The following is an 18,941-nucleotide window of genomic DNA, read 5'->3' on the forward strand; positions in this document are numbered from 1 at the left end:
CGTCTCGGCGTGCCCTGAAGGGGTCGGTGGCGGGTCTTCCCCCTAGTGGGATCTCGACAGGCTCGACCGCCGGCTTCCGCAAGGTCTCCCGGTGGCCGTCAGGTCTCGACGAGCTCGAGCTTCGGTACCGCGGGCGGTCAGGGGGTACGACGCCGCAGGGTCGCCGCACCCAGACCGAGACCGGCGACCACGAAGCCGCCGACGACGGCGAGGTCGGTCCAGACGTCGCCCGTGTCCGACGAGGTGACGAGGTGGGTCATCGCGTCGACGGCGTAGGAGAGGGGAAGGAGGTCGGAGATGGCTTCGAGGACGCCGGGGAGGGAGTCGCGCGGGACGAGGAGGCCGCAGAGGAGGATCTGCGGTACGACGATGGCGGGCATGAACTGGACGGCCTGGAACTCGGTGGTGGCGAAGGCGGAGACCAGGAGGCCGAGGGCGGTGCCGAGCACGGCGTCGACGATCGCGACCACGACCAGCAGCGCGACCGATCCAGCGATCTCCAGGCCCAGCAGACCCACGCTGACCCCGACGGCCACGCCCGACTGGACGGCAGCCAACAGCCCGAAGGCCAGGGCGTAGCCGAGCAGGAAGTCGCCCTTGCCGAGCGGCATCGCGAGCAGTCGTTCGAGCGTGCCGGAGGAGCGTTCGCGCAGCGTGGTCACCGAGGTGACCAGGAACATCACGATGAACGGGAAGATCGCCAGCAGGGCGGGACCGATCTGGTCGAAGATCGGGGCGGGCGACTCCTCGTACATCCACCACAGCAGCGTCATGAGCAGCGTCGGCAGGACCACGAGCATCACCAGGGTGCGGTGGTCGCGGCGGATCTGGGCCAGCACCCGCCCGGCGACCGCCAGGGTTCGTCGCAGGCTCATCGTGCGGCCTCCTTCACCAGCGTCAGGAAGGCGTGCTCGATGTCGTCGGCGCCCGCCTTCTGCTTGATCTCGACCGGACTGCCGTCGGCGAGGATCGCGCCCTCACGCATCAGCAGCAGCCGGTCACAGCGGTCGGCCTCGTCCATCACATGGCTCGAGACGATCACCGCCGCGCCCTCCTCGGCCAGTGAACGGAACGTCCCCCACAGCTGTTCGCGCAGCACCGGGTCGAGCCCGACGGTCGGTTCGTCGAGCACCAGCAGGGACGGCGACCCGAGCAGCGCCGCCGCGAGCGAGACCCGCGAGCGCTGACCGCCGGAGAGGTCGCGTACGACCTGGTCGGCATGGGACACCAGGTCGACCGTCTCGATCGCCGACGTCACCGAGGACGCGGGCGCGCCGAGCACCTTGGCGAAGAAGCGGAGGTTCTCGGTGACTGTCAGGTCGTCGTAGACGCTGCTGGCCTGGGTCACGTAGCCGATCCGCGAGCGCAGCGAGGGGGACCCGGCGGGCTCGCCGTGCACGGTCACGGTGCCGGTCACCTTGGCCTGTACGCCGACCAGCGCACGCATCAGCGTCGTCTTGCCGCACCCCGACGGTCCGAGCAGGCCGGTCACCTCGCCCGCTCGGACGGAGAAGTCGAGGTCGTGGAGGACCTCGCGCTTGCCGCGTACGACCCTGAGGTCGGACACCTCCACCACGTTATTCATCACATGATGAAATGTGGCACGCGGCTGCGTCTTCGCGCAAGAGGGTCACGGCAAAGGCCCGGTCAGATAGCCCTGGACCACCGGCGCATACGTCGCCACCAACGTCTCCGCAGGCGCCGACGCGAGCGGCTCGATCTGCGCGACGTAGCGCAGCACCACGATCCCCACGAGCTGGGAGGCGACCAGCGTCATCCGCCGCTCCGGCTCGTCGAGCTCGAGCGCGTCGCCGACCGGCCCCAGGATCAGCCGACCGAACGCCTCCGGCACCAGCGCCCTGCTCTCCGGCTCGAAGACGCTGCGCACCAGCCCCATCAGCGGGAGCCGTGACTCCTCGTCGTCCCAGACGCTCAGCAGCAGCCTCACCAGCCGCTCCCCCGCCTCCTCGCGCCCGCCGGCGGTGATCGTCGGCGCGATCACCCGTGGGTCGATCCGCAGCTCCAGCGAGGCGACGAAGAGGTCCTCCTTGGTGCCGAAGTAGTGGTGCACCAGCGCGGAGTCGACGCCGGCGGCGGTCGCGATCCCGCGGACGGAGGTCGCGGCGTACCCCTGCTGCGCGAAGCGCTCCCGAGCCACCGCGAGGATCGCCGCCCGGGTGTCCGGCGATCCGGGCCTACGTCCTCGCCGAGGTGCCGTCGTGCTCATGGCAGCACGCTAACCCGCGGGCGGTCGCTCGGGTCGCGGCTCGTTGCGCCGCAGCCACGCCGACGGCCGCCCGACGAGCCACTCCAGCGGCCCCGAACGCCCCGCGGCGGCGAAGAGCGCCCCGATCGCCATCACGACCAGCACGTACGCGACGTACGTGTCGGGCGTCTCCGGCGGCCAGACGGCCTCGGTCCGCATCACCACGTGCAGCGAGTAGAGGGTGAGGGTCATCGTGCCGGCGCCGAAGAGCACCGCCATCGCGGTGCGCCCGCGGTCCGGCAGGCGGAGCGCGATCATCTGGCAGGCGCCGATGACGAACATCGAGCTGCCGATGGTCTGCAGCAGGTCGAACGGCGTCGAGGAGTGCGGGGCGACGACGAGCAGCCACTGCCAGCCGCCGTCGATCGGCGTCTGCCCGTAGAGCCCCTGGCTCATCGAGGTCAGCGCCGCCTCGATGTCCATCCCCGGATAGGTACGCAGCAGCACCTCGGCCACCGACGGCAGCCGGGTCAGCCTGCCCGAGATCCAAGTGGCCGAGATCGAGAGGATGATGCCGCCGGTCCAGATCATGTCGACGACGAGCCGGTTGCGCAGGTCGATGCGGCCGATGGCCATCCCGATGAGCAGGTAGGCCAGCCACGGGACGGCCGGGTAGTAGCCGGTGAAGAGCAGCTCGGCGAGCAGCCGGCCCGGCTCCAGCAGCTGCGAGGGGTCGGGGCTGCCGTACTGCCTCGCCGGCAGCACCGGCCGGACGACCAGCGACAGCAGCGGACCGACGACGATCCAGACCGCACCGAGCAGCCACAGCCACCGTGCCCGGAGCGCCAGGAACGGGATGCCGATCAGGAACAGCGCGCCGTAGTAGGTCAGGATGATCGCGATGCTGGTGGTGAGCGAGCCGAGCACGAGGCCGATCGCCGCGATCAGCACCGCCCGCGCGGCCAGACCGAGCGCCCGAGACCTCAGCACCTGCCCGTGCACCGGCTGCTGACGGCCGGTCATCAGCGCCAGACTGACCCCGGCCAGGACCGCGAAGAGCGCCGCCGACCGCCCGCCGGCCAGCGCCTGGACCCTGGTCAGCTCGCCCGTCGCGTCGACCGGGTCGAGGACGTGGGTCGCCATCATCCCCAGCAGCGCGAGGCACCGCGCCACGTCGACGCCGACCAGACGCGTCGAGAGCCGGTCGGAGAGGCGACCGGAGAACAGGGCGGACGAGGTGGGCATCGAACCAAGAGTAGAGATATCTCACGCACCCGCGAGGTTCACCCGTGCAGGCGACCTGCTTTACCGTGAGAAGGATGTCCGTTGACGCCTCCCCGACCCGCGACTGGGTCGGGCACGATGCCGGCAGCAGTGGCTACCGGCGGATCCTCATCGGCCTGTTCGCCGCCGGGATCGGCACGTTCGGGCAGATGTACTCCACCCAGGGCATCCTGCCGACCCTCGGCCGCGCGCTCGAGGTCAACGAGGCCTCCGCCGCGCTCACCGTCTCGATGGCCACCCTCGGTCTCTCGGTGAGCGTGCTGGGCTGGTCGTGGCTCGCCGACCGGATCGGCCGGGCCCCGGCGATGAAGATCGCGATGTCGTTCTCTCTGGTCCTCGGACTGCTCACCCCGATCGCTCCCGGCTTCACCACGCTGCTGGTCCTGCGCAGCCTCGAGGGGCTCGCGCTCGGCGGCGTTCCCGCGCTCGCGGTCGCCTACCTCGCCGAGGAGATCCACTCGCGCCACGTCAGCGTCGCCGCGGCCATCTACATCTCCGGTACGACCGTCGGCGGCCTCCTCGGCCGGGTCGTCACCGGCCCGTTCGCCGACCTCGGCGGCTGGCGGACGGGCGTCGCCGCCGGCGGCATCCTCTCGGCGGTCGCGGTGATCATCGCCATCGCGCTCATCCCGCGCGCGCAGGGCTGGGTCCGCCCGACGGGCAAGCCGACCACGTCCGTACGCCAGGGGGTGCTCGCCAACCTCCGCGACCCGGGCATGCTCGTGCTCTACGGGCAGGCCGCGCTGCTGATGGGCGGGTTCGTGGCGACATACAACTACCTGGGCTATCGCCTCGAGGGTGAGCCCTTCGGCCTCCCGGTGGCGATCTCCAGCCAGATCTTCTTCGCCTACCTCGGCGGCACCGTCTCCTCGTCGGTCGCAGGCCGTCTGGCCGCTACCCACGGTCGGCGGAAGGTGATGCTGACCTGCGTGGTCGTCATGATCGTCGGCGTCCTGATGACGCTCCCGGACAATCTGGTGATGATCCTGGCCGGGCTGCTGATCCTCACCACCGGCTTCTTCGGCGCCCACGGCGTCGCATCGGGGTGGGTCGGCGCCCGCGCCCGCGTCGGCAAGGCCCAGGCCAGCGCCCTCTACAACCTCTTCTACTACGGCGGCTCCAGCCTCTTCGGCTGGCTGCTCGGCTATGCGTACGTCATCGGCTGGACCGGCCTCGCCACGGCCGTCCTCGCTCTCGCCCTGGCCTCCCTCACCTGGTCCTTCTTCCTCGCCCGGGACTGACCTTCTCGCTTCGCGCTCGACCGAGGGGTCAGGCCTGGAAGTGCTTCCGCGCGTACTCGAGCGACTCGCGTAGGTCATCGACCCGCTCGGCGCGCGACCGAGCGCGCCGGGTGTTGATCTCGAGGACGATCTCGCCCTCGAACCCCGAGGCGGCGAGGTGGCGCAGGAAGCGGTCGGCACCCATGTGGCCGCGGCCGGGGACGAGGTGCTCGTCCTTGGCCGAGCCGGTGCCGTCGGTGAGGTGGATGTGCCTCAGCCGCGGTCCGAGCCGCTTCGCCATCTCGACCACGTCGTCCCCCGCGATCGCCGCGTGGGACAGGTCGATGGTGGTGTTGGCGTAGTCCTCGGTCGAGGGGTCCCAGTGGGGCAGGTACATCGGCGTCGAGCGCCGGGCCGCACGCCACGGGTACATGTTCTCCACCGCGAACCGCAGCCCGGTCGACCGCTCGAGCGTCGCGATCCCCTCCACGAACCCGGCGGCGTACTCCCGCTGCCAGCGGAACGGCGGATGTACGACGACCACCCCTGCCCCGACCTCGGCGGCCATCTCGGCCGACCGCTCGAGCTTGCCCCAGGGCTCGAAGCCCCAGACCTGCTGGGTGAAGAGCAGCGTGGGCGCGTGGATGGCGACGATCGGCAGCTCGTGGTGCTCGGCGAGCTGCTTGACCGCATGGGTCTGCTGCGAGAGCGCGTCGATGCCGACCATGATCTCCACCCCGTCGTAGCCGACCTCGGCGGCGTAGGAGAAGGCGTGAGCGGTCGACTCGGGATAGGTCGAGGAGGTCGACAGCGAGATCATCGGTTGTCCTAGGCCTCGCTGCCGATGAAGGCCAGATGGTCGAGGCGGTCGAGGATCAACCCCTCACGCAGAGCCCACGGGCAGATCTCGAAGGCCGGCAGGTCGAAGATGTCGAGGCACGCCTCGGCGACCAGCGCGCCGGGCACGATCTGGTGGGCCCGCGAGGCGCTGACGCCCGGCAGCTCGGCGAGCTCCTCGAGCGACATCTCCAGCAGCTTGGGGATCCAGCTGGTCAGCTCGGCCAGAGGCAGCTGGCGGCGTACGCGCAGCCCGTCACCGCTCGGCGCGGCACCGCAGATCCGGGCCAGCGAGCGGAAGGTCTTGGAGGTCGCCACCGCCATCTCCGGCGCACCGTCGCGCAGGATCCGACCGGCGTCCTCGGCGATGGTCGCCCGGATCATCCGGCGCAGCTCCCGCAGCTCGTCCTCGGTCGGGCGGTCGCCGAAGTAGCTGCGGGCGAGCCGGCCGGCGCCCAGCGGCAGCGACCACGCCGCGTGCGGCTGCTCGTCGGGCCCGGCCGCGATCTCCAGCGACCCTCCGCCGATGTCGAAGACGGCCAGACGCCCCGCGGACCAGCCGAACCAGCGGCGCACGGCCAAGAACGTCAGCCGCGCCTCGTCGTCTCCGGGCAGGACCTCGATCTCGACCCCGGTCTCGGCGTGCACGTGGTCGAGCACCTGCTGCGAGTTGCCGGCATCGCGCACCGCCGACGTCGCGAACGCCAGCATCTCCGAGACACCCTTCTCCTCCGCGACCTGCACGGACTCGCGGGTGAACTCGGTCAGCGCCGCCACCCCGGCCTCGGTCACGTCGCCGGAGTCGTCGAGGTGCTCGGCCAGCCGCAGCGGCTGCTTGAACGAGAACGCCGGCAGCGGGGCCGCCCCGCCGTGGGCGTCGACCACGAGCAGGTGTCCCGTGTTCGATCCGATGTCGAGTACGCCCAGACGCATACGTCGACTTTAGTAGCACGCCGTGGTACGCACTGAACCCCTGGCCGCGGCTCCGGCAGGTTCCTCTCGTCATGGGCCCATGAGAAGCGCGAGGATGACCTCATGGAGGAGCTCGACCGCATCCGCCGAGAGATCGTGGCCGACCCGAGCAACGCGTGGGCCGCCGCGGCCGGGTTCGACCCGATCTATGTGGCCCATCCGGATGCTCGGTGCCTGATCATCGGCCAGGCCCCGGGTATCAAGGCTCAGCAGAGCGGCATCGCCTTCAACGACACGAGCGGGCAGCGCCTCATCGAGTGGCTCGGCGTCGACGAGGCGACCTTCCGCGATCCCACGGCGTTCGCGATCCTGCCCATGGACTTCTACTACCCGGGCAAAGCGTCGACCGGCGATCTGCCGCCACGTGCGGACTTCGCGCCGAGCTGGCACCCTCGACTGATCGAGCTGATGCCACGCATCCGCCTGACCCTGATCGTCGGCGCCTACGCCCAGCGGCACTACCTGGGCGGGAAGGAGTCGCTGACCGAACGGGTACGCAGCTTCCGCGACTATCTGCCGGATCGGTTCCCGCTCGTCCACCCCTCATCGCTGAACTTTCGCTGGCAGGCCCGCAACCCCTGGTTCGCCACCGACGTGCTTCCCGAGCTGCGGCTCCGGGTCGAGGAGGCGATCGCCGGACCCGCCGGTTTGTGAAGAATTCACAAGGTCGGACCCTCTGTCATAGGCGGCGGGGAGAGCATCCGCCGGCCCCGGTCCCGAGCACGACCCCTCAGCGGGCGGCAGGATCAGCAGCGCGCTCGGACTCGACCTCCGAGCGGGTCGAACCAACCGGGCTGGCGGCAGGAGCAGGCGGCTCACCGATCCGGGCGTTGACCGCTCCGGCGACCACGACCACGAGCGCGGCAGCGGCCGGCATGAGCAGGGCAGCCTGGGTGCCCCAGCGCTCGGCGATGTCGCCGGTGAGCGCGGACGCGAGGGACTGGCCGAGGATCACGCCGGAGCCGAGCATGGTCATCACGGTGGCGGAGCGGCCGACCGGGCTGCGGCGGGCGCCGAGGCCGTACTGAGTGACCAGCGTCGGTCCGATGCCGAGACCGATCACGAGCAGCGCGACCACCATCCCGGTGACCGAGGAGACGCCGGGCAGGGCGAGGGCGCCGGCCAGCATCAGGCCGCCGAAGACGAGCCAGCGGGCGGTCGCGGTGAAGCCGGTCGGGAAGAGGGCGACGCCGAGCGCCAGCGACGCGGAGCCGACGCCCATCGCGGCGTAGACCAGGCCGGCCTGCTCGGGGCGGCCGTGGTCGGCCATGAACGCGGTCAGCGAGGTGAGCATCGAGCCGAAGAAGAGGCCGACGCCGAGGATGCCGACGACGATCACGACGACGCCCGGTCGGAGGAGCTCGCGCGCGGAGCCGGCCGCCGGCGTACGACCGGCGGAGGCCTGCGCGGTCGTGGCGCTCGGGTGCAGCGCGAAGGCGGCCACGAAGACCAGGGTGAGCGCGGCAGCGGCGACGACGGGTGCCCACGGGTCGATCGTCACCGCGAGCACGCCCGCGACGACCGGGCCGACGATGAAGACGATCTCGTCGGCGGCCGACTCGTAGGCCATCGTCGAGTTGAGGACACGCACGCGGCGGCCCGGTGCGATGCACGAGGAGATGATCGCGACCAGCCGCGACCGCGACATCGGCGCGATCTGCGGGGCGGTCGCACCGACCAGGAACGCCACCGCGAGCACGGCGACGTCCGGCAGCGGGCTGTAGACCACCCAGGCCATCGCCGCCAGCGTCGCGCTGCTCGCGACGCTGATGACCAGCAGCACCCTGCGCTGCCCGAACCGGTCGACCGCGGCGCCGAGGAGCGGTCCGCACGTGGCGGCGCCGATCCCGACGAGCGCGGAGTTCAGACCGCCCAGCGCCAGCGACCCACGCCCCGAGACGACCAGCGTCAGCACGCCGACAACCATCATCGCGTACGGCATCCGCGCGACGAGCGCGAGCGGGAAGTACGTCCCACCGACCGCGCGCACCAGACTCTGCTCGCGCTGCTCCGACATCTCTTGAACCTCCCGCTGCGAACCGCGGCTCTGTGCCGCCTTGGTCCGCCGGCGGGCCGGCGCGAGGTGATACACACAATGAACACGGAGCGGTCGCTCCGTACGTACAGGATACGCCGCTCCTGGGTGCGCCTCGGAATCGTCGCCCCTCCGCTGGTCGAGCTTGTCGAGACCCCCTTCGGGACAGGCCGACCCCGGGTCCACAGGTCTCGACAAGCTCGACCACCGGGAGCAGTAGGTCTCGACAAGCTCGACCACCGGAGGCGGCAGATCTCGACAAGCTCGACCACCGACCCGACCCCCGGGCGCGCCCCAGACACCGGAGGTCGAGCTTGTCGAGACCCCACCGCGAGACAGACCGACCACCGGACGCAGACCCACGACGTAGGCTGTCGAGGTGCCTGAGGTACCCCTGGATTTCCCGCGCGCGTGGGTGGAGTTCGTGAACCCTGACGACGCTGACGAGCGGATGCGCTGCGACCTGACCTGGTTGACGTCGGCCTACACCTGCATCTTCGGCAACGGCTGCCCGGGGATGTTCAAGAGCTCGCCGGACGTGGGGTGCTGCACCCTGGGTGCGCACTTCGCCGACGAGGAGGACGAGGCGCGCACCGCGGAGTTCGTGAAGAGGCTGACCCCCGACCTGTGGGAGCAGCACCCAGGTCGCGCGGTGGAGACGGACGACTGGGTGGAGCTCGACGAGGACGGCGAGCGAAAGACCCGGGTGACGGAGTTCGGCGGCCAGGAGTCGTGCGTGCTCGCCAACCGACCGGGCTTCGCCGCCGGGTCGGGCTGTGCGCTGCACATCCTGGCGATGGCCGAGGGCCGGGAGCACTTCGAGACCAAGCCGGACGTGTGCTGGCAGCTGCCGATCCGGCGCACGTTCCGGGACGTCGAGCTCACCGACGGGACCACCTACACCGAGGTGACGATCACCGAGTACGACCGGCGGGGCTGGGGGCCGGGCGGCCACGACCTCGACTGGTACTGCTCGGGCAACACCGAGGCCCATGTCGCCGTCGAACCGGTCTACATCAACAACGCGGCCGAGCTCACCGAGCTGATGGGCGAGGCGGCGTACGCCGAGCTGGTCCGCCACTGCGAGGCGCACATCCGATCGCACTCCGCACTGGCTCTCCACCCCGCCAGCCGCTATCTCGACATCAAGAGATAGCGACCCTGGATTCGTCTCTCTCTCAGCGAGAGTTCAGAATCGTTACATGCGCCTGGACCATGTTTCGTACGCTGCAGGACCCGATGGCTTGGTACAGACCGCCAAGCAGCTCGGTGAGCTGCTCGGCCAGGAGTTCGTCGACGGCGGGGTGCACCCCCGCTTCGGCACTCGCAACTTCATCCTCCCGATGCGCGGTGGCCTCTACCTCGAAGTCGTCGAGGCACTCGAGCACCCGGCCAGCGACAAGGCGCCGTTCGGGCAGGCCGTCAAGGCCCGCTCCGCTCTCGGCGGCGGCTGGATCGGCTTCGTGATCGGTGTCGACGACATGACCCCCGTCGAGGAGCGGCTCGGTCGCAAGGCGGTCCCCGGCAACCGACACCTCCCCGACGGCCGCGAGCTCCACTGGCAGCAGATCGGCATCAACGGCCTGATCGCCGACCCGCAGCTGCCCTACTTCATCAAGTGGGAGACCCCCGACCTCCACCCCGGCAACGCCGGCTCCGACATCACCCTGACCGACCTGGAGATCTCCGGCGATCCCGAGCGGGTCAAGGACTACCTCGGCGACGAGCTCAAGGAGCGCGTCGACCCCTGGACCGGCAAGCCCGCCGAGAACGTCCACATCGACTGGGTCGCCGAGCACGGCACCCCGGGTCTGCTCGCGGCCAAGTTCGTCACGCCGCGCGGCGAGGTCCGCATCTGACGCTCCTCCGGTGGTCGAGCCTGTCGAGACCCTGTCCTCCTCCGGTGGTCGAGCCTGTCGAGACCCAGTCCACTGAGAACACATGAGCCGCGAAGACCTCCCCGGCGCGACAGGCGCGATCCCGAGCCCCAACATCTGGCACCACACCTCGACCTACGAGGTCGAGAACCGTGCTCTCGACCCGCACGGCCGCCTCTGGGCGGCGATGACGGAGCTCGCTCCGTGGCCCGGGCGGGACGTGCTCGACCTGGGCTGCGGCACGGGTTTCTACCTGCCGAGGTTCGCCGAGACGTCCCGCACCGTCACCGGCATCGAGCCCCATCCCGACCTGGTGACGCTGGCCCGGAGGCGTACGAAGCGGCTCGAGAACGTCACCGTCCACAACGGCATCGCCCAGCGGCTGCCGCTCGCGCCGGCGTCGGTCGACGTGATGCACGCCCGCTGGGCCTACTTCTTCGGCCCGGGCTCCGAGCCCGGGCTCGCCGAGCTCGACCGGGTGATGCGCCGCGGCGGCACCGCGATGGTGATCGACAACGACGGCTCCCGCTCGACCTTCGGCGCGTGGTTCCGCCGCGGCTACCCGAACGTCCCGCCGCCCGAGGAGCAGGAGCGGTTCTGGTCGATGCACGGCTGGACCCGTGTACCCGTCGACATGGACTGGTCGTTCGCCTCGCGCGCGGACCTGGAGGCGGTCGTACGCATCGAGTTCGACCCGACGACCGCACAGGCGATCCTCGCCGAGCACGAGGGGACGTACGTCGACTACGCGGTCAACCTCTGGTGGAAGCGCTTCTGACCCAGGTCAGAGCCGGGTCGCGGCGCGGACCAGCGCTGCGAGGGCGAGCGAGCGGCTGTGGGGCGGCCAGGCGATGACCGTGGTGACCTCGGGCGCGTCCACGACTGGGACGGTCGCGACGCCGTGGTGCTGCTCGGCGCGCGCCGACTCCGGCAGGATCGTGAAGGCTCGGCCGAGCCCGACCAGCTGGTAGAGCTGTGTCGAGTCACGGATCTCCGGACCCGCGCCGGCCTGCGCGCGGGCTCCCGGCCAGCTCATCGGCGGAAGGCCGGGCACGTCCTCGAGGTCGGCCATCCGCAGCTCGCTCCGGGTCGCGAACGGGTGGCTGGAGGGCAGCACCGCGACCTGACCCTCGGTGAGGAGCTCCTCGGTGTCGAGGCCGTCGATGACGTCGAAGGGCCGGTGCAGCAGCGCCACGTCGGCCCGGCCGTCCCTCAGCCGCGGTCCCTGCTCCCCGATGCCGCACAGGTCGACCTCGACCTTCACCGCTCCGGGCTCCGCGGCATAGGCGTCGAGCAGCTTCGTGAGGAGCTCGCTCGCCGCGCCGGCCTTGGAGACCAGGACCAGACCCGGCTCGGAGCCGTCGCCAGTCGCCCGCCGGGTGCGGCGCTCGGCCGCGTCGACCGCGTCGATGGCGGCGCGAGCCTCGGCGAGGAGCACCCGCCCCGCCTCGGTCAGCGCGACGCCGCGGCTGTTGCGCTCGAGGAGCGGGCCACCGAGGCGGCGCTCCAGCTGGCTGATCGCGCGCGAGAGCGGGGGCTGCGCGATGCCGAGGCGTTGCGCCGCCCGGCTGAAGTGCAGCTCCTCGGCGACCGCGACGAAGTAGCGAAGCTCCCGGGTCTCCATGCCGACAACCCTACTGCGACCAGCAAGGATACCTGGCCGGTATCGACGGTCACCGAGGTGATATTGGAGTGTTCCGCGGCGCCGGACCACGCTGGACGACATGAGCGAAAAGACGATTGCGCTGGTCACCGGCGCCAACAAGGGAATCGGTTACGAGATCGCCGCGGGCCTGGGTGCGCGCGGCTGGAAGGTGGGGGTCGGAGCCCGCGACGACGCCCGCCGCGAGGAGGCGGTGGAGAAGCTGCGGGCCGACGGCGTGGACGCCTTCGGGGTGCCGCTGGACGTGACCGACGATGCCAGCGTCACCGCCGCGGCCCGCCTGCTCGAGGAGCAGGGCGGGCTGGACGTGCTGGTCAACAACGCGGGCGTCACCGGCGGCCTGCCGCAGAACCCGACCGAGGTCTCGGTCGAGACCATGCGCGAGGCCGTCGAGGTCAACGTCTTCGGGGTCGTCCGGACCATCAACGCGATGCTCCCGCTGCTGCGACGGTCGTCGTCACCGCGGATCGTCAACATGTCCAGCAGCGTCGGCTCCCTCGCCCGCCAGACGGCGACGGACGACCCGCTGGCCGTGGGGCCGCTCTCGGTCGCGTACAGCCCGTCGAAGACCTACCTCAACGCCGTCACGATCCAGTACGCCAAGGAGTTGCGGGACACCGACATCCTGATCAACCTCGGCTGCCCGGGCTTCGTCGCCACGGACCTGAACGGCTTCCGCGGCGTACGCACTCCCGAGGAGGGCGCGCGGATCGCGATCACCCTCGCGACCCTGCCCGACGACGGCCCGACCGGCGGCTACTTCGAGGACGCCGGCCCGATCCCCTGGTGATTACATTCGCGCGAAATCCATGTACGGGACGTTAAATGACGCCACTCTAGGGAGACTCGGGTCCTCTCGGACCTCTCGGAAACGAACAGGAGCCCCCACAGATGCGCCTCTTCACACGTCCCGGACGCCGGCTAGGCACCGTAGTCGGCACACTCCTCGTCACGCTGGCGACCAGCTTCGTCGCCATCACCTCCACAGCCGCCCCGGCGCACGCCGACGGCTGCTACACCTGGAGCGGCACCCTGCAGCAGGGGTCGACGGGCAACGCCGTCACCCAGCTGCAGATCCGCGTCGCCGGGTGGGCGGCCTCCGGCAGCGTCTTCGCGATCGACGGGTCCTACGGCCCGGCGACCACGACCGCGGTCCGCAACTTCCAGTCCGCCTACGGGCTCTCGGCCGACGGAGTGGCCGGCGCGGCCACGTTCAACAAGATCTACGCGCTGCAGGACGACGACTGCACTCCGATCCACTTCGACTGGAGCGAGGTCGACGACGTCTGCTTCGGCGGCTGGCCGGCACCGATCTCCGGCACGATCGCCCAGGTCAAGGCCAACCTGCTGCAGGCGATGTGGCGGGCCGAGGCGATCCGCCACCGGCTCGGTGACGTCCCGCTGCGGGTGACCTCGGCCTACCGTTCGAAGTCCTGCAACGACCGGGTCGGCGGAGCCACCAACAGCAACCATCTCTACGGCCGGGCGATGGATGTCGTCCCCGGCAGCAGCGCGTCGACCATGTGCGGCATCGGGCGTGCGTCGCGCCAGTCGTTCCCGCAGGTGCTCGGGCCGGGCTACCCCGACCACAGCGACCACATCCACCTCGGCATCCAGTCGAGCATCTACCACAGCGCCTCGCAGTGCTTCTGAGCCGTTGACCCGGCGCTGACCCGGCGCTGACTTAGCCGGACAGGTCCGTGAGCTGGTCGGGTTCGATCTCCGTCCCGACCAGCTCACGGAGCCTGTCGTTCACGTCCCAGATCCCGACGTTCATCCCGGCGGTGACGGTCGCACCACGTCGCCAGTAGGCGATGAACTCGTCGCTCGCGGTCGCCCCACGGAGCACCACCTCGTCGTCGGGCGAGGAGTGGCCGACGTACTCCATCGAGAACTCGAACTGGTCGGTGAAGAAGTAGGGCTGCCAGTCGTAGGCGCCGTCCTTGCCGAGCATCGACCTCGCCGCCAGCCGGCCCTGCCGGATCGCGTTGTCCCAGTGCTCGACGCGGAGCGGGCCGAGCACGGTGTGCTTCGCCAGCGCGACGTCGCCGGCAGCGAAGACCCGTGGATCCGAGCTACGCAGCCGCTCGTCGACCACGATGCCGCCATCGACCTCGAGGCCCGCGTCCTCGGCCAGCCCGGTGGTCGGCGCGGCCCCGACGGCGACGAGCACGACGTCGGCGGAGATCTCGCCGGTGCTGGTGCGCACGACTCCCGGCTCGATCGCCTCCACCGTCGCCTCGGTGTGGATCTCGACGCCGTTGCGGGCGTGCAGGGTGGCGACGTACTCGGCGAGGGCCGGCCCGAGGACGTTGAGAAGGGGCTGGGCAGCCGCCTCCAGGACGACCGCCTCGCCACCGAGCGCGGTCACCGAGGCGGCGACCTCGAGCCCGATCCAGCCACCGCCGATCATCACGACCCGCGTGCCGGGCTCGACCGCCTCCTTGAGCCGGCGAGCGTCCTCGACGGTGCGCAGCGTCATCGCCGTCTCCACGCCGGGGATGGGCGGCCGCTTCGGCTCGGCGCCGGTGGCGAGGAGGACCTGGTCGAACGGGAGCTCGTCACCGCTGCTGAGGGCGACCTTCGCACCGTCGAGGTCGAGAGCGGTCGCGGTGGTCCCGGTCAGGACGGTGACGTCCTTCTCCTCGAACCACGCCTGGTCGTGGGAGAGCTTGAACTCCTTGGCCCCGGAGAGGAAGTCCTTGGACAGCTGTGGTCGCTCATACGGAAGCTCCGGCTCCTTCCCCACCAGGGTCAGGCGGCCCGCGTACCCCTCGTCGCGAAGTGCTTCGATGGCGCTGACTGCCGCGAGACCAGCACCGATGATGACGATCTGCTCGGTTCCCATGAGGCCATCGTCGCGCGGAACCGCAGAACTATGAAGACCCTCGCACCGTCAGCGCCGGCTTCAGCATCACACCGGGGGCCGCGTAGGAGGGGGTGGCGAGGAGCTCCTCGAGCGCCTTGACCAGCTCGCGCGCGGCCTCCTCGAGCGGCGGACGTACGGAGGTGATGCCGGGCGGGACGGTCTGGGCGACCTGGGAGTCGTCGAAGCCGACCACGGCGACGTCCTCGCCGAGGCGCAGGCGTCGCTCGAAGAGCGAGTGGAGGACACCCATCGCGAGGGTGTCGGAGGCGCAGACGAGCGCGGTGGGCTGGGTCTCGTCGAGGATCGCGTCGGCGGCGGCCTTGCCGGAGCTGATCGAGTCCTCGGTGCGCGAGGCGAGACCGGTGGTGGAGAGGCCGTGGGCGTGCATCGCGTGGAACCAGCCGCTGCGCCGCTCCTCGCCGAGGAGAGAGTCCTTGTGCCAGCCGATCCAGGCGATCTTGGTGTGGCCGCGCTCGATCAGGTGCTCGGTGGCGATCTCGGCACCGTAGGCGAGGTCGACGTCGACCCAGGGGTGCTTGGCGTCCGGCTGGGTCCACGGACGGCCGAAGGAGACGAAGCGTGCCCGGCGCGACTGGAGCCAGGTCGTCTGCTGGCCACCGAGATGGGTGTCGGTCACCACGAAGGCGTCGACCGCGGTCGACCGGAGCAGCTCGTCATAGCCGTCGAGCGGGTCGGCGGGGTCGCCGTAGAAGAGGAGCACGTGATAGCCGGTCTCGGCGGCGGCCTCGACGAAGCTGTGCACGAACCGGTCCATCATCGCGTTGGCGGTGCCCTCCTGCAGGGCAGGCATCCGCAGGCCGATCAGGTGGCTGGCACGGGTGCGCAGGCTGCGGGCGGCGCGGTTGGGCTGGTAGCCGAGCTTGTCGATCGCCTCCTGCACCCGGGCGAGGGTGTCCGCGCGCAGCAGATCGGGGTTGTTGACCGCGTTGGAGACGGTCTGTCGGGAGACGCCGGCCAGCTCCGCGACATCCGCGAGGGTCGGCGGAGCGGCCGAGATATGACCGCCGGAACGCGGCACCGCCACGCTCTGCCTCCCTTGTTGACGATGTGAAACTCTGGATCGTTCCAAGACATGGTAACGAAGGCTGACCCGGTGCGATGCTTTCGGGCAGATCTCGATCAGGTGACTGTGGGCGGGGTCACTTGAGAGACCTCGCGCAGATGTGGCGGTCGCGCAATGTGTAGGTCTTGACCCGCTTCGCGGGTTCGCTTCGCTCACCCGGCTGCGCTCGCTCGACCTTCTCGCGTTGCGTACCCGCTCGTTCCTCGCGGGCACGCAGGCTCGAATGTCGGTGCCTTGCTCTAGGTTGCTGGGCATGGCTACCGCTCGATCGTCCAAACGCGCCACCTACCGCTGCTCCGAGTGCGGCTGGGAGACCGGCAAGTGGGTCGGCAGGTGCGGTGAGTGTCAGGCCTGGGGGTCGGTCGCGGAGACCGCAGCCCCGGTCGGACGTACGGCGGCAGCCCCGGTCTCCACCGCGGCGGTGCCGATCGGCAAGGTGTCGGTGACCGAGTCGGAGCGGCGTACGTCCGGGGTGCCGGAGCTCGACCGGGTGCTCGGCGGCGGACTGGTGCCGGGCGCGGCGATACTGCTGGCCGGCGAGCCCGGCGTCGGGAAGTCGACGCTGCTGCTCGAGGTCGCCGCGCAGACCGCCCGCTACGGCCGTCGGGCGCTCTACGTCACCGGCGAGGAGTCCGCCTCCCAGGTGCGGTTGCGGGCCGACCGCACCAACGCGATCCAGGACGAGCTCTACCTCGCCGCCGAGACCGATCTCGGCGCCGTGCTGACCCACATCGAGGAGACCCGCCCCGACCTGATCGTGGTCGACTCGGTGCAGACCATCGGCGCCTCCGGCATCGAGGGCGTGCCGGGCGGGGTGACTCAGGTGCGCGAGGTGGCCGCGGCCCTGATCCGGGTGGCGAAGACCCGCAACATCACCACCGTCGTGGTCGGCCACGTGACCAAGGACGGCGCGATCGCCGGTCCCCGGGTGCTGGAGCACCTGGTCGACGTGGTGCTCCACTTCGAGGGCGCGCGCGACTCGCGCTTCCGGATGGTGCGCGCGATGAAGAACCGATTCGGGCCCGTCGACGAGGTGGGCTGCTTCGATCTCTCCTCCGAGGGCATCGTCGCGGTCACCGACCCCTCGGGACTCTTCGTGGAGACCCATCACGTCTCCGTCCCGGGCACCTGCGTCACGGTCACCATGGAGGGCCGCCGGCCGCTGCTCGCCGAGATCCAGGCGCTGACCGTGCTGGGTGCGGAGGAGCGGGCGAAACGTACGACCTCGGGACTGGACGGCTCCCGCCTGGCGATGGTCCTCGCCGTGCTGCAACGGCACGCGCGGGTGGTGCTGTCCGGTCGAGACGTCTTCGCCTCGACCGTCGGCGGGGCGCGGATCAGCGACCCGGCCGCCGACCTGGCGCTCGCGCTCTCGGTCGCCTCCAGCCAGACCGGCAACCCGACCCCGCGTGGCGTCGTCGCTCTCGGCGAGATCGGCCTCGCCGGTGAGCTGCGCCGGGTGCGCGACCTCGACCAGCGCCTCGCCGAGGCGGCCCGGCTCGGGTTCACCGTCGCGGTCGTCCCGGCCGATCCGGCGGCGCCGATCCCCGAGCGTCCCAGGGAACGCAATGTCGACGGTATGCGTGTCTTTGAGGTCCACAGCATCGGCTCCGCCCTGGAATTCCTCCGCTTGGCGTGATCATCGTGGGGACTCGTGGCCGATCGTTCTCGGCATTACGGTTGGATGCACCGCTAGAATCGCTCCATCCCACTCCGAAAGGACTCTCGTGCCCGCCGACCGCACCGCGGACTCCATCCGACTGCGCGAGACGCTTGCTCTGATCGCGCCCGGGACGCCGCTGCGTGACGGGCTCGAGCGCATCCTCCGTGGCCGCACCGGCGCGCTGATCGTCCTCGGCTACGACAAGATGGTCGACGGCATCTCCACCGGAGGCTTCACCCTCGACGTCCCGTTCACCTCCACCGGCCTGCGCGAGCTCGCCAAGATGGACGGCGCGATCATCGTCGACGACTCGCTGAGCCGCATCGTGCAGGCCGCGGTCCACCTGATGCCCGACCACACCATCCCCTCGACCGAGACCGGCACCCGCCACCGCACCGCCGACCGGGTCGCGAAGCAGACCGGTCACCCGGTGATCTCGGTGTCCCAGTCGATGCAGATCATCGCTGCGTACGTCGGGGAGACCCGCCACGTCCTCGAGGACTCCGGCCAGATCCTCTCCCGGGCCAACCAGGCGCTGGCGACCCTGGAGCGCTACAAGCTGCGCCTCGACGAGGTCGCCTCCACGCTCTCGGCGCTCGAGATCGAGGACCTGGTGACCGTGCGCGACGTGGCCGTCGTGGCCCAGCGGCTCGAGATGGTCACCCGGATCGCCCGCGAGATCGAGGACTACGTGCTCGAGCTCGGCACCGACGGTCGGCTGCTCTCCCTCCAGCTCGAAGAGCTCATCACCGGCGTCGACGCCGAGCGCGAGATGGTCATCCGCGACTACCTCCCCCGCGGCCGGCGCTCCCGCAGCCCCGAGGAGCTGCTCGCCGAGCTCGAGGCGCTCAACTCCGCCGAGCTCGTCGACCCGGCGGCCACCGCCCGGGTCCTCGGCCTGACCACCTCCGACGCGCTCGACGGCGCCGTCGCCCCGCGCGGCTACCGACTCCTCGCGAAGGTTCCGCGCCTGCCACCTGCCGTGGTCGACCGCCTCGTCGACCACTTCGGCACCCTGCAGAAGCTCCTCTCCGCCAGCGTCGACGACCTCCAGGCCGTCGAGGGCGTCGGCGAGCTCCGCGCTCGCTCCGTACGCGAGGGCCTCTCCCGCCTCGCCGAGTCCACCATCCTCGAGCGCTACGTCTGACCTCCCCTGCCGAGGCGTCGGCTAGACCGGCCGAGGCGTCGGCGCCGACGGTCGAGGCGTCACCTACGTCGGTCGAGGCGTCAC

At 70.7% G+C, this 18,941-nt stretch carries 19 protein-coding genes; 9 read left to right on the top strand and 10 right to left on the bottom strand.

Going from position 1 to position 18,941, the window contains the following annotated elements:
- Window positions 1-137: 137 nt before the first annotated feature.
- The 4 genes from IEY81_RS05270 to IEY81_RS05285 all read right to left on the bottom strand — a co-directional run bounded on the left by IEY81_RS05270 (window position 138) and on the right by IEY81_RS05285 (window position 3,451).
- Window positions 138-875 carry an ABC transporter permease gene (locus tag IEY81_RS05270; protein ID WP_189117411.1) on the bottom strand — a complete coding sequence of 246 codons (738 nt, stop codon included), beginning with the start codon at window positions 873-875 and terminating at the stop codon, window positions 138-140.
- Window positions 872-1,567 carry a heme ABC exporter ATP-binding protein CcmA gene (gene ccmA, locus IEY81_RS05275; protein ID WP_306341450.1) on the bottom strand — a complete coding sequence of 232 codons (696 nt, stop codon included), beginning with the start codon at window positions 1,565-1,567 and terminating at the stop codon, window positions 872-874. Before ccmA ends, IEY81_RS05270 begins: the two co-directional genes overlap by 4 nt.
- Window positions 1,568-1,630: 63 nt before the next feature.
- Window positions 1,631-2,227, bottom strand: coding sequence for a TetR/AcrR family transcriptional regulator (locus IEY81_RS05280; protein WP_189117413.1), 597 nt, complete (start codon window positions 2,225-2,227; stop codon window positions 1,631-1,633).
- A gap of 9 nt (window positions 2,228-2,236) precedes the next feature.
- Window positions 2,237-3,451, bottom strand: a complete 1,215-nt coding sequence (locus IEY81_RS05285) for a heparan-alpha-glucosaminide N-acetyltransferase domain-containing protein (RefSeq protein WP_189117414.1) — start codon at window positions 3,449-3,451, stop codon at window positions 2,237-2,239.
- A 74-nt stretch (window positions 3,452-3,525) separates the two neighbouring features.
- Between IEY81_RS05285 and IEY81_RS05290 the strand changes: the two genes are divergently transcribed.
- Window positions 3,526-4,731, top strand: coding sequence for an MFS transporter (locus tag IEY81_RS05290; RefSeq protein WP_189117415.1), 1,206 nt, complete (start codon window positions 3,526-3,528; stop codon window positions 4,729-4,731).
- A 28-nt stretch (window positions 4,732-4,759) separates the two neighbouring features.
- On the opposite strand, the gene IEY81_RS05295 is transcribed toward IEY81_RS05290, so the two are convergent.
- Both IEY81_RS05295 and IEY81_RS05300 read right to left on the bottom strand, forming a co-directional pair.
- Window positions 4,760-5,530, bottom strand: coding sequence for a sugar phosphate isomerase/epimerase family protein (locus IEY81_RS05295; protein WP_189117416.1), 771 nt, complete (start codon window positions 5,528-5,530; stop codon window positions 4,760-4,762).
- An 8-nt stretch (window positions 5,531-5,538) separates the two neighbouring features.
- A complete protein-coding gene (locus IEY81_RS05300; protein ID WP_189117417.1) occupies window positions 5,539-6,480 on the bottom strand; it encodes a Ppx/GppA family phosphatase in 942 nt (313 codons plus the stop codon).
- Window positions 6,481-6,582: 102 nt separating this feature from the next.
- Here IEY81_RS05300 and IEY81_RS05305 point away from each other — a divergent pair, with 102 nt between their 5' ends.
- Complete coding sequence (locus IEY81_RS05305) at window positions 6,583-7,173, top strand: uracil-DNA glycosylase family protein (protein ID WP_189117418.1); 591 nt, start codon at window positions 6,583-6,585, stop codon at window positions 7,171-7,173.
- A 76-nt stretch (window positions 7,174-7,249) separates the two neighbouring features.
- On the opposite strand, the gene IEY81_RS05310 is transcribed toward IEY81_RS05305, so the two are convergent.
- The gene (locus tag IEY81_RS05310) at window positions 7,250-8,536 is read right to left on the bottom strand and encodes an MFS transporter (protein ID WP_189117419.1); all 1,287 of its coding nucleotides are present in this window, start codon (window positions 8,534-8,536) and stop codon (window positions 7,250-7,252) included.
- 397 nt (window positions 8,537-8,933) lie between these two features.
- Between IEY81_RS05310 and IEY81_RS05315 the strand changes: the two genes are divergently transcribed.
- The 3 genes from IEY81_RS05315 to IEY81_RS05325 all read left to right on the top strand — a co-directional run bounded on the left by IEY81_RS05315 (window position 8,934) and on the right by IEY81_RS05325 (window position 11,209).
- Window positions 8,934-9,710 (top strand): DUF3109 family protein, encoded by a 777-nt coding sequence (locus IEY81_RS05315; RefSeq protein WP_189117420.1) that lies wholly within the window; start codon window positions 8,934-8,936, stop codon window positions 9,708-9,710.
- A 46-nt stretch (window positions 9,711-9,756) separates the two neighbouring features.
- Window positions 9,757-10,413, top strand: coding sequence for a VOC family protein (locus tag IEY81_RS05320; protein ID WP_189117421.1), 657 nt, complete (start codon window positions 9,757-9,759; stop codon window positions 10,411-10,413).
- 82 nt (window positions 10,414-10,495) lie between these two features.
- Window positions 10,496-11,209 (top strand): class I SAM-dependent methyltransferase, encoded by a 714-nt coding sequence (locus IEY81_RS05325; RefSeq protein ID WP_189117422.1) that lies wholly within the window; start codon window positions 10,496-10,498, stop codon window positions 11,207-11,209.
- A 6-nt stretch (window positions 11,210-11,215) separates the two neighbouring features.
- Here the strand turns inward: IEY81_RS05325 and IEY81_RS05330 are convergent, their stop codons facing one another.
- Window positions 11,216-12,055 carry a LysR family transcriptional regulator gene (locus IEY81_RS05330; RefSeq protein WP_189117423.1) on the bottom strand — a complete coding sequence of 280 codons (840 nt, stop codon included), beginning with the start codon at window positions 12,053-12,055 and terminating at the stop codon, window positions 11,216-11,218.
- A 100-nt stretch (window positions 12,056-12,155) separates the two neighbouring features.
- On the opposite strand from IEY81_RS05330, the gene IEY81_RS05335 reads away from it, so the two are divergent.
- Both IEY81_RS05335 and IEY81_RS05340 read left to right on the top strand, forming a co-directional pair.
- Complete coding sequence (locus IEY81_RS05335) at window positions 12,156-12,884, top strand: SDR family oxidoreductase (RefSeq protein ID WP_189117424.1); 729 nt, start codon at window positions 12,156-12,158, stop codon at window positions 12,882-12,884.
- 101 nt (window positions 12,885-12,985) lie between these two features.
- On the top strand, window positions 12,986-13,747 hold the full coding sequence (locus IEY81_RS05340; protein ID WP_189117425.1) for a D-Ala-D-Ala carboxypeptidase family metallohydrolase: 762 nt from the start codon (window positions 12,986-12,988) through the stop codon (window positions 13,745-13,747).
- A gap of 31 nt (window positions 13,748-13,778) precedes the next feature.
- Here the strand turns inward: IEY81_RS05340 and IEY81_RS05345 are convergent, their stop codons facing one another.
- Both IEY81_RS05345 and IEY81_RS05350 read right to left on the bottom strand, forming a co-directional pair.
- Window positions 13,779-14,942 carry an NAD(P)/FAD-dependent oxidoreductase gene (locus IEY81_RS05345; protein ID WP_189117426.1) on the bottom strand — a complete coding sequence of 388 codons (1,164 nt, stop codon included), beginning with the start codon at window positions 14,940-14,942 and terminating at the stop codon, window positions 13,779-13,781.
- A gap of 28 nt (window positions 14,943-14,970) precedes the next feature.
- On the bottom strand, window positions 14,971-16,008 hold the full coding sequence (locus IEY81_RS05350) for a LacI family DNA-binding transcriptional regulator (RefSeq protein WP_189117427.1): 1,038 nt from the start codon (window positions 16,006-16,008) through the stop codon (window positions 14,971-14,973).
- Window positions 16,009-16,300: 292 nt separating this feature from the next.
- Here IEY81_RS05350 and radA point away from each other — a divergent pair, with 292 nt between their 5' ends.
- Together radA and disA are read left to right on the top strand one after the other, a co-directional pair.
- Window positions 16,301-17,686, top strand: coding sequence for a DNA repair protein RadA (gene radA, locus IEY81_RS05355; RefSeq protein WP_189117428.1), 1,386 nt, complete (start codon window positions 16,301-16,303; stop codon window positions 17,684-17,686).
- 88 nt (window positions 17,687-17,774) lie between these two features.
- A complete protein-coding gene (gene disA / locus IEY81_RS05360; protein WP_189117429.1) occupies window positions 17,775-18,857 on the top strand; it encodes a DNA integrity scanning diadenylate cyclase DisA in 1,083 nt (360 codons plus the stop codon).
- Window positions 18,858-18,941 lie beyond the last annotated feature (84 nt).

The sequence above is a fragment of the Nocardioides luteus genome (genome assembly GCF_014648595.1).
Lineage (GTDB): Bacteria > Actinomycetota > Actinomycetes > Propionibacteriales > Nocardioidaceae > Nocardioides > Nocardioides luteus.

Bases quoted from the DNA above. Each gene is read 5' to 3' on its own strand.
- IEY81_RS05340 (WP_189117425.1), top strand. From the start codon at position 12,986: ATGCGCCTCTTCACACGTCCCGGACGCCGGCTAGGCACCGTAGTCGGC.
- IEY81_RS05330 (WP_189117423.1), bottom strand. From the start codon at position 12,055: ATGGAGACCCGGGAGCTTCGCTACTTCGTCGCGGTCGCCGAGGAGCTG.
- IEY81_RS05290 (WP_189117415.1), top strand. From the start codon at position 3,526: ATGTCCGTTGACGCCTCCCCGACCCGCGACTGGGTCGGGCACGATGCC.
- IEY81_RS05310 (WP_189117419.1), bottom strand. From the start codon at position 8,536: ATGTCGGAGCAGCGCGAGCAGAGTCTGGTGCGCGCGGTCGGTGGGACG.
- radA (WP_189117428.1), top strand. From the start codon at position 16,301: ATGGCTACCGCTCGATCGTCCAAACGCGCCACCTACCGCTGCTCCGAG.
- IEY81_RS05285 (WP_189117414.1), bottom strand. From the start codon at position 3,451: ATGCCCACCTCGTCCGCCCTGTTCTCCGGTCGCCTCTCCGACCGGCTC.
- IEY81_RS05280 (WP_189117413.1), bottom strand. From the start codon at position 2,227: ATGAGCACGACGGCACCTCGGCGAGGACGTAGGCCCGGATCGCCGGAC.
- IEY81_RS05270 (WP_189117411.1), bottom strand. From the start codon at position 875: ATGAGCCTGCGACGAACCCTGGCGGTCGCCGGGCGGGTGCTGGCCCAG.
- IEY81_RS05295 (WP_189117416.1), bottom strand. From the start codon at position 5,530: ATGATCTCGCTGTCGACCTCCTCGACCTATCCCGAGTCGACCGCTCAC.
- IEY81_RS05300 (WP_189117417.1), bottom strand. From the start codon at position 6,480: ATGCGTCTGGGCGTACTCGACATCGGATCGAACACGGGACACCTGCTC.
- IEY81_RS05325 (WP_189117422.1), top strand. From the start codon at position 10,496: ATGAGCCGCGAAGACCTCCCCGGCGCGACAGGCGCGATCCCGAGCCCC.
- IEY81_RS05335 (WP_189117424.1), top strand. From the start codon at position 12,156: ATGAGCGAAAAGACGATTGCGCTGGTCACCGGCGCCAACAAGGGAATC.
- IEY81_RS05305 (WP_189117418.1), top strand. From the start codon at position 6,583: ATGGAGGAGCTCGACCGCATCCGCCGAGAGATCGTGGCCGACCCGAGC.
- IEY81_RS05345 (WP_189117426.1), bottom strand. From the start codon at position 14,942: ATGGGAACCGAGCAGATCGTCATCATCGGTGCTGGTCTCGCGGCAGTC.
- IEY81_RS05320 (WP_189117421.1), top strand. From the start codon at position 9,757: ATGCGCCTGGACCATGTTTCGTACGCTGCAGGACCCGATGGCTTGGTA.